At 66.5% G+C, this 8,863-nt stretch carries 4 protein-coding genes and 2 pseudogenes; all 6 read right to left on the bottom strand.

Going from position 1 to position 8,863, the window contains the following annotated elements:
* Positions 1-51: 51 nt before the first annotated feature.
* Positions 52-1,050, bottom strand: a pseudogene (locus tag CRM90_RS28905) (IS30 family transposase); the annotation flags it as partial.
* A gap of 434 nt (positions 1,051-1,484) precedes the next feature.
* A pseudogene (locus tag CRM90_RS28900) lies at positions 1,485-2,044 on the bottom strand (TetR/AcrR family transcriptional regulator).
* A 214-nt stretch (positions 2,045-2,258) separates the two neighbouring features.
* Complete coding sequence (locus tag CRM90_RS28895; RefSeq protein WP_102810302.1) at positions 2,259-3,812, bottom strand: acyl-CoA synthetase; 1,554 nt, start codon at positions 3,810-3,812, stop codon at positions 2,259-2,261.
* 26 nt (positions 3,813-3,838) lie between these two features.
* Entirely contained in the window at positions 3,839-4,993 is a 1,155-nt protein-coding gene (locus CRM90_RS28890) for an acyl-CoA dehydrogenase family protein (protein ID WP_102810301.1), read from the bottom strand.
* A gap of 51 nt (positions 4,994-5,044) precedes the next feature.
* The gene (locus tag CRM90_RS28885) at positions 5,045-7,081 is read right to left on the bottom strand and encodes an ATP-binding protein (RefSeq protein ID WP_199190099.1); all 2,037 of its coding nucleotides are present in this window, start codon (positions 7,079-7,081) and stop codon (positions 5,045-5,047) included.
* A gap of 5 nt (positions 7,082-7,086) precedes the next feature.
* Positions 7,087-8,688, bottom strand: coding sequence for an acyl-CoA carboxylase subunit beta (locus tag CRM90_RS28880; protein WP_102810299.1), 1,602 nt, complete (start codon positions 8,686-8,688; stop codon positions 7,087-7,089).
* Positions 8,689-8,863: the final 175 nt, after the last annotated feature.

Raw genomic sequence — 8,863 nt, 5'->3', positions numbered from 1 at the left:
ACGACGAAGCCGCGAACCGGCCGGTGCTTTTTACACCCACTTTCGGACGCGACCGTTCTTCGGCGTTTCCTTGTGCCGGTACCCCTCCTCGCGGGGCAGATGGACCAGCATCGTGAACCTGGTCTTACGTTCCACGACGGTGCCAATCGCCGAGCGCTGCAAGCCAATAAGAAGATCGCCCTCCCAATGCCCTGGAACAGCACGATCCTCGGCCTCGGCGGGTCGCTCGCTGATCAGCGTCTCAGGGGTGACATGTGCCCAGGTCTTGCGCCGCGATCGTTCCCGTGGCGCCCTGAGGGCTCGGCCAGTGCGCAGGCACCAAACCAATTCACGCTTGAGCGCGCCACGACCCTGAATGTAGAGCGACTGATAGATCGCCTCGGGGCTGATACGCATGAACTCGTCCTCGGGGAAGTCGACTTTGAGTCGATTGGAAATCTGTTCTGGACTCCACGCTAGCGACCACGGTCGGTCCTTGCGGTGAGGCTTGTTGCGCCCGGTGAACTTCGGCGACGGCGGCCCGGCGATGGAGGTGCCATCAGGTCGGCTGATCTGACCAGACAACCGTTCCTCGACGTAAGCACGCAGTCCAGGATTGACGACCAGTTTCGCGGCCTTGGGTCGACGTGCGGCCATGTCGGCCTTCCATTGCGCAACCGAGGCCCGGTACTGCAGCTTCCCGCTGCGGGTGGCCGCGTTGCGCCGCAATTCCCGTGAGATCGTGGACGGGTCACGCCCAATTGCCCGGGCGATCTCCCGAACGCCCTTGTCCTGAGCCCGCAGTAGCGCTATCTCCTCACGCTCGGCGAAAGACAGGTAGCGGCCGGAGGGCTGAAACGTCAGGTCGAATGGTGCCATCCCGCCAGCGTTGTGGAACCACCGCGCTCCGACCGCCTGCGCCACGCCGACAACGCTCGCGGCTTCCTCGGCGAGAAGCCCTTTGGCGATCTGCTCCCAGAACGCCACCTCGACAGGACGCTGATATTTGGGATGCCCCGGCGATCGAAGTTTCGGACGCACCGCCCGATCGGCTGCTTGTTGACGACGCACCAATTGACACCTCCATCACGGGGTGTTGCGACGACCAGTTGAATCCGCCCTGAGACCCGGCATCTGAGTGATCATGTCAAGCCCGGCAGCAGAATTCCGCGGGACTGTCATTCGCCAGGGTGATGGGACCACCGTTTAGCCAGGGGGTAGGGACCACCTGTTTGGCTCAGTGGGGATGATCTGCGCTGGGCGTTGAGCTGTCAACTGAGGGTTTTGAACAGGCAGAAACTCTTCGATCAACGACCACTGAGCATCGGTGAGCAGCTGAAACCGCGACATACCCCAAGCCTCAGGCACGACACCCGAAACACTTGTCAGACACGCCCTAGCTGCTGTGTATCCCCGAGTCCGACTACGTCAGTGGACAGGTCGTGCAATGCTGGGGCGGCTTCAACCCCTGAGGGGACTCAGCCGGCCGCCACGCCGACATCCGGTCACGGCGCGCCGCTGAACAGCGCTGCAGTGGCCGCGGCGGCCAGCATCGCCTCGATCGTCGCGTCGTCCAGCGACGCCGGCATGTGCGCGGACGCGTTCAGCATTGACAGCACGGCGGCGACCAGGCCCTGTGCGCGCTCACGATCCAGATCGCCGCGTGCCCGTACGAGCGCGTCGACCCAGATGGACTCGAGCTGTGCTGTCGGCGTCGCAGGGCGCGGGTCGCCAGCGGTGATAGCGAGCGGTGCTCGCGGGCGTAGACGGCCAACAGGCCGCGTCGTCGCGCGCCGAAGGCCGCGTGTAGGTCGACAAGGGCGTGCAGGACCTCCGTCGGTGTGCCGGCGTTGGTGGCGCGCCGGGCGCCGGCCAGCAGCTCAGTCATGGCGGCGTCGCATAACTCGCGCAGGATCGCGTCCTTGTTCTGAAAGTGCCGGTACACGGCCGGCCCGCTCACCCCTGCTGCGGCACCGATGTCGTCGATGCCCACGGCGTGAAAGCCTTGCCGCGCGAAGGGGTCGGCGGCGGCCTCGAGGAGCAGTTTGCGGCGCAAACCGGCCACTTTCAGGCCTCCTGTCGATTTGTGGTTACGTTGTTCGCCGTCCGATCCGCTGGGCTGGGATCCTACCGACGCTGGGGTTGCCTGCGTCGGCACCCGCCGCACCAAATCAAGGGAGGTGAACGAAACCGCCAGCCCCCGCCGATGCTGTCGCATCCTCTTCTGAGTTCATGATTTAGGGGCCCTGCTTCGAACCCGCGATGTGCAGCGGCACGACTCAGCGCAAAACGACTCCGCCCTCGATGCCCGTGAACTGCGCGCGCAGCTCGGTCTTGAGCAGCTTGCCGGTGGCGTTGCGCGGCAGTTCGGCGACGAAGTGCACGTCACGCGGACACTTGAAGTGTGCCAGCCGCTCCCGGCACCACGCCACGATCTCCTCGGCGCTCGGCGCCTGTGTCGCCGGGTCGGCGACCACGACCGCGACGACGCGTTCGCCCCACTTCGCGTCCTTACCGCCGATCACGGCGGCGTCGAACACCGCCGGGTGGCGGAAGAGAACCTGCTCGACCTCGATCGGGTAGACGTTCTCGCCGCCGGAGATGATCATGTCCTTCTTGCGGTCGACGAGGGTGATGAAGCCCTCGGCGTCCATGCGCCCGAGGTCGCCCGTGTGGAACCAGCCCCCGCGTAACGCCTCGGCGCTCGCCTCGGCCTTCATCCAGTAGCCGGTGAACACATTCGGGCCGCGCACGATCAGTTCGCCCACGGTGTCGGTCGCGACGTCGCGGTCGTCGTCGTCGACGATGCGGGCGTCGACATGCATTGCGACGCGGCCGATCGACCCGGCCCGCGTGCTGATGTTCTCGGCGTCGAGGACCGTCACCAAGGGAGCGGTCTCGGTCATGCCGAAGCCCTCGGTGAAGGGCACGCCTCGCTCGCGCATGAAGTCGATGACCGTGAGGGGGACGGGCGACCCGCCGCCCATGGCGAAACGCAGCGCAGACAGGTTGAAGGAGTCGAAGTCGGGCACCTGTGTGAGTGCGGTCCACATGGCCGGCACCATGAACTGGACCGTGACGTGGTGGTCGGCCATCGCCTGTAACGTCGCTCGCGGCTCGAAGGACGGCATGATCACGCTGGTGCCGCCGACGTACAACAGCGGCAGTGTGTGTACTCCCAGCCCGCCGATGTGGAACATCGGCGCCACCGCGACGGTGACGTCCTCGCCCCGCGGACCGATGTCGGTGCCGAGGACGTTGATCGCGTTCCACAGCAGGTTGTCGTGGGTGAGGATCGCGCCCTTGGGTCGGCCCGTCGTCCCCGACGTGTACATGATGAACGCGGGGTCGCGGCCGTAGACGTCACCGCCGAGCGGTTCGGACGCTCCCGCCGAGACGATGTCTTCGTAGCCGAGCTCACCCGGCGCCGGCACCCCACCGGCGCGCACGACGTGGCGCACGCGGACTCCGGGCTCGGTGACGGCGCTCCTGGCTTGCGCGGCCAACGGCTCGTGGAAGACCAGAACATCGGCGCCTGAGTCGGCCAGGATGTAGCCGATCTCGGATCCGGCTAGGCGCACGTTGAGCGGCACTGCAAGTGCGCCGATTTTGGCGCAGCCCAGCAGCACCTCGATGAACTCGGTCGAATTGACCAGCAGCACCGCGACCCGATCGCCCCTGCGCACGCCGAGGGCGATGAGTGCGGCGGCGACCTGGTTGGTGCGCCGATCGAGGTCGGCGTAGGTGATGTGCGCGCCGGTACTGATCAACGCGGTGCGCCCGCCATTGAGGAAGGCGCGCCGGGTGACCCACTGACCGATGCCGAGTTGCATGCGATTCCCTTTCAGTCTGCGGCGACTCAGTAGGACGCGGGCAGTTTCAGGCTGTGCTGCGCCACGAAATTGAGGATCATCTCGCGGCTGATCGGCGCGGTGCGCATGAGCCGGGCCGGACCCCACAACGTGGCGAGGCCGTACTCGGTGGCCATGCCGTTGCCGCCGTGGGTCTGAATCGCCTGGTCGAGCGCCAGGATGCCCGCCTCGGCTGCGGCATATTTCGCCATGTTCGACGCCTCACCCGACCCCGGATCGCCGGCGTCGTGCAGGGAGGCGGCACGCTGAGTCATCAACCGGGCCAGCTCAACCTGGATCTTGGCGTGGGCGAGCGGGTGCGATACGCCCTGGTGCGAGCCGATCGGAGCTCCCCACACGTGGCGCTTGCGGGCGTAATCGGCGGCTTTATCCAGCGCGTAGCGACCGATGCCGTTGCCGAGCGCCGCCCCCATGATTCGCTCCGGGTTCAGGCCCATGAAGACCTGGCGCAGGCCCTCGTTCTCCGTGCCGATCAGGTTGGCGGCCGGGACGCGGACGTCATCGAAGAATAGAGTGAACTGCTTCTCCGGAGTGACAGCCTGGACCGGGATGAGTGACTTGGTTAGCCCGGGGACATCGGTGGGCACGACCAGCAGGCTGAGCAGTCCGCGACCACGGTCGTTAGTAGACGTCCGGGTGACGACCAGGATCGCCTCGGCTTCGTCGACACCGGAAATGTAGTACTTAGTGCCGTTGATGACCCAGTCGTCACCGTCGCGTTTGGCGGTCGTGGAGATGTTATGCGAGTTCGAGCCCGCGTCCGGCTCGGTGATCGCGAAGGCCATGATCGTCTCGCCGCTGGCGATGCCCGGCAGCCACTGCTGCTTGAGTTCCTCACTGCCGAATGCCTGGACGATCGTGCCGCAGATGGTCGGCGAGACGACGGTCATCAGCAGCGGGCAGCCCGCCGCGGCGAGCTCCTCACCGACAATCTGCATGTCGTAGATGCCGCCGCCGCCGCCGCCGTACTGCTCGGAAAGGTTCACCCCGAGGAAGCCCTGTTTGCCCACGGCCTGCCACAGCTCGGTGCTCTTCCCCCCGGCCAGCGACTTTTCCAGGTAGTACTCGTGTCCGAAGTCCTTGGCGATCTCGGCGACCGCTTTGCGCAGGTCCTGACGTTCCTCTGTCTCGTGCAATTCCATGACAATCCTCACATCGGTATCGACGCGCCACCGATCGGCAGCGCGCGAGGTTCATTTGAGCTCCGTGGCATCCGACGCCACTTCACCGCCGTCCACAGCCTCGACCACGGCGAGTACATCACCGCTCGAGACCTGATGGCTGACCTGGACCGGCAGGGCGCTCAGCACCCCGTCGATCGGGCTCGCGACGGTGTGCTCCATCTTCATCGCCTCCAGGACGACGAGCGTTTGACCGGCTGACACCGTCTCGCCCTCGGCGACCGGTAGTCGGATCACCGAGCCCGGCATCGGCGCGGTGAGCGACCCGGGCGGGTTCAGAGTGCTCGGGTCGACGAAGCGTGGCGCCAGCCGCAGGGCGGAGTAGCCGGCGACCGAGTCGACGTGGGCAACATCGCCGTCGAGGACGACATCATAAGTGCGGCGCACCCCATCGACGCGCAGCACCACCCGCTCGCTACTGCCCTCGACAACCTCGACGTCGGCCAACGGCTCGTCGTCGACCTGCAGGCAGGTCCCTGTCGAACCTAACGTGTACCCGACGCGCACTTCGCGCCCGCCCTGGGTCTGCCAGGTTGTGGTCTGCGGCTGCGAAGGGTTATTGCGCCAGCCGGCGGGCAACGTGGCCTGCAGAGTTGCGACGGCACGCCGCGCGGCCACCCCGGCCACGGTCGCCGCGACGGCGTGCAGGCGCTCGGACTGCGTGTCTGGGAGGGCAGCGCCGAGTTGGGCGACGTCGTGTCGGTCAAGGAAACCAGTGTCGGTGCCCCGCCCGGCGAACTCGTCATGGCGCAGGACGCGAACAAGCAGGTTGCGATTCGTCGTCACGCCGTGAATACGGGCGCCGGCCAGCGCCGCCGAGAGGCTGGCAAGTGCCTCGTCGCGCGTTGGTGCCCACGCGATGACCTTGGCCAGCAGCGAATCGTAGTAATGACTGATGACCGAACCGGCACGAAAACCCGAGCCAACCCGCACGCCGGCAAGCGCCGGGACATCCAAGGTGCGCAGGGTGCCGGTACAGGGGCGGTAGTCATCGGCCGGATCCTCGGCGCACAGACGCGCCTCGACCGCGTGACCGCGAATTCGCGGGTTGTGCATCTCCTCAGGCAGCGGGCGGCCCATGGCTACGAGCAGCTGGGCACGCACCAGGTCGAGGCCGGTGATCAGCTCGGTAACCGGGTGCTCGACCTGCAGCCGGGTGTTCATCTCTAGGAAGGCGAAGGAGTCGGCTTTGCCATCCTGAGCGGCGTCGTAGACGAACTCGACCGTCCCGGCGCCTACGTAGCCGACGGCGCGCGCGGCGGCGATGGCGGCCTCGCTCATCCGAGCGCGCAACACGTCGTCGACGACCGGTGACGGCGCCTCCTCGATCACCTTCTGGTGTCGACGCTGCACGGAGCACTCGCGCTCGAACAGAGAGACGACGTTTCCGTGCGTGTCGGCCATGATCTGGATCTCGACGTGGCGTGGGCGCTGGACGTAACGCTCGAGGAAGACGGTGCCGTCGGCGAACGCGGCGGCGGCCTCACGCGAAGCGGAGGTGACCGCTTCGTCGAGCTCGTCGGGCGACGCGACAATGCGCATGCCTCGGCCGCCGCCGCCGGCGCTGGCCTTGACCAGCACGGGGTAGCCGACGTCGGCGGCCAGCGTCGCCAGCTGCTCGGCCGATAGCCCCGTCGTGTCGCCACCGGGCAGCACAGGCACCCCCGCGTCGGACATCGTCTTCTTGGCCTGCAGCTTCGAGCCCATCGCGTCGATCGCCCCGGGCGGCGGACCGATGAAGACGAGGTCGGCGGCGGCACAGGCGCGCGCGAACCCGGCGTTTTCCGAAAGGAAGCCGTAGCCGGGGTGTACTGCGTCCGCGCCGGTGAGCGAGGCAGCGGCGATGATCCGGTGGATGTCGAGGTAAGTCTCGGCGGCAAACGAGCCGGGAAGGTGCACGGCCTCGTCGGCGTCGGCGACGTGCCACGCGTCGGCGTCGGCGTCGGAATAGACCGCCACGGTGGCGATCCCGAGGTCGCGGCAAGTGCGGAACACCCGCCGCGCGATCTCGCCACGGTTGGCGACCAGGACCTTGCGGATCTTGGGCATCGCCATCACATCCGGAACACGCCGTAGCCACGCTGGCCACGGACCTCGCCGTTGTGGATCACCGACAGGCAGAACCCGAGAACGGTCCGCGTATCGCGGGGATCGATGATCCCGTCGTCGTAAAGGCGGCCGCTGTTGGCCAGTGCGACGGATTCGCGCTCGATCTGTTCCTCGACGGCGGCGCGCATCTGGGCGTCGGCCTCCTCGTCGAAGGGCAGCCCGCGGTCGGCGGCGGACTCGCGCGCCACGATGGACAGCACTCCGGCCAGTTGCGCCGGACCCATCACGGCCGACTTCGAGTTAGGCCAAGCGAATAGGAAACGCGGTGAGTACGACCGCCCGCACATGCCGTAGTTCCCAGCACCATAGGACGCACCCATGGTGATGGTCACGTGGGGGACTGTGCTGTTTGATACGGCGTTGATCATCTTGGCGCCGTCCTTGATAATGCCGCCCTGTTCGTACTCGGCACCGACCATGAAACCGGTGGTGTTCTGCAGGAAGATGAGGGGGGTATCGATCTGATTTGCCAGTTGGATGAACTGCGAACCCTTCTCGGCCTCCTCACTGAACAGGATGCCCCGTGCGTTTGCGAGGATGCCGACCGGGAAGCCGTGGATCGAGGCCCAGCCGGTGACGAGTGACGTGCCGTAGAGAGGTTTGAACTCGTCGAAGGCCGAGCCGTCGACCACTCGGGCGATGACGTCGCGGGGGTCGAAGGGCACCTTCGGATCGACGGAGGCGATGCCGAGCAGCTGATCGGGGTCGTACACCGGCGGGTGCGGCGGCGTGGTGGGTCCGGGGCCGTTCTTCCGCCAGTTGAGCCGCGCCATGATGCGACGGCCGATGCGGATCGCATCCTGCTCGTCCTCGGCCATGTAATCGGCCAGCCCCGAGGTGCGGGCGTGCATGTCGGCGCCGCCGAGCGACTCGTCATCGGAGACCTCGCCCGTGGCCATCTTGACCAGCGGCGGACCCCCGAGGAACACCTTGGAACGGTTGCGCACCATCACGACGTAGTCGCACATGCCCGGGACGTACGCACCTCCCGCGGTCGAGTTGCCGAAGACCAAGGCCAGTGTCGGCAGCCCCGCTGCGCTGTGCTGTGTCAAGTCGTGGAACAGCTGTCCGCCGGGCACGAAGATCTCTGCCTGCGTGGGCAGGTCGGCGCCGCCAGACTCGACGATGTTGATGATGGGCAGTCGGTTTTCCCGCGCGATGGCCATGCCGCGGAACACCTTGCGGAAGGTATAGGGGTTCGATGCGCCGCCGCGGACGGTGGGGTCGTGGGCGACGATCATCGACTCGATGCCCTCGACCACGCCGATGCCTACCACCACGCTACCGCCGACGGGGAACTTACTGCCCCAGGCGGCGAAGGGGCATAGTTCGAGGAACGCTGTGTCGGGGTCGAGCATCAGCTCGATGCGCTCGCGGACAAGCAGCTTGCCCCGCTTGCGGTGGCGCGCAACATATTTTGCGCCGCCGCCGCCGTTGACCAGCGCCAGTTGCTCCGCGATGATCTCGAGTTGCGCGCTCAGTCCTTCGCGGTTCTTGAGATAGCTGGGCGCGATGTCGTCGACCCGATCGGGCAGGACGTGTACCAAAGTTTTCCCTCCGGGCGAGCATCGACGTCGATCTGCTAGGCGCTGATGTTAGCCGTAATTAACATCAGGTGACAACGGCGGCAGGCCGGCTGTCAGATTTGTGTCCCGCGCCGCGATTCCGGGTCTTGACCCCAGGTGTTGGACACGCTTAATCCCGCAAGATTGGCGGGGGAAG

It is taken from the genome of Mycobacterium sp. ENV421 (genome assembly GCF_002887815.1).
Taxonomy (GTDB): domain Bacteria; phylum Actinomycetota; class Actinomycetes; order Mycobacteriales; family Mycobacteriaceae; genus Mycobacterium.
The sequence above is the reverse complement of the archived record's forward strand: the minus strand, read 5'-3'. Positions and strand labels throughout refer to the sequence as shown.

Bases quoted from the DNA above. Each gene is read 5' to 3' on its own strand.
- CRM90_RS28890 (WP_102810301.1), bottom strand. From the start codon at position 4,993: ATGGAATTGCACGAGACAGAGGAACGTCAGGACCTGCGCAAAGCGGTC.
- CRM90_RS28895 (WP_102810302.1), bottom strand. From the start codon at position 3,812: ATGCAACTCGGCATCGGTCAGTGGGTCACCCGGCGCGCCTTCCTCAAT.
- CRM90_RS28885 (WP_199190099.1), bottom strand. From the start codon at position 7,081: ATGCCCAAGATCCGCAAGGTCCTGGTCGCCAACCGTGGCGAGATCGCG.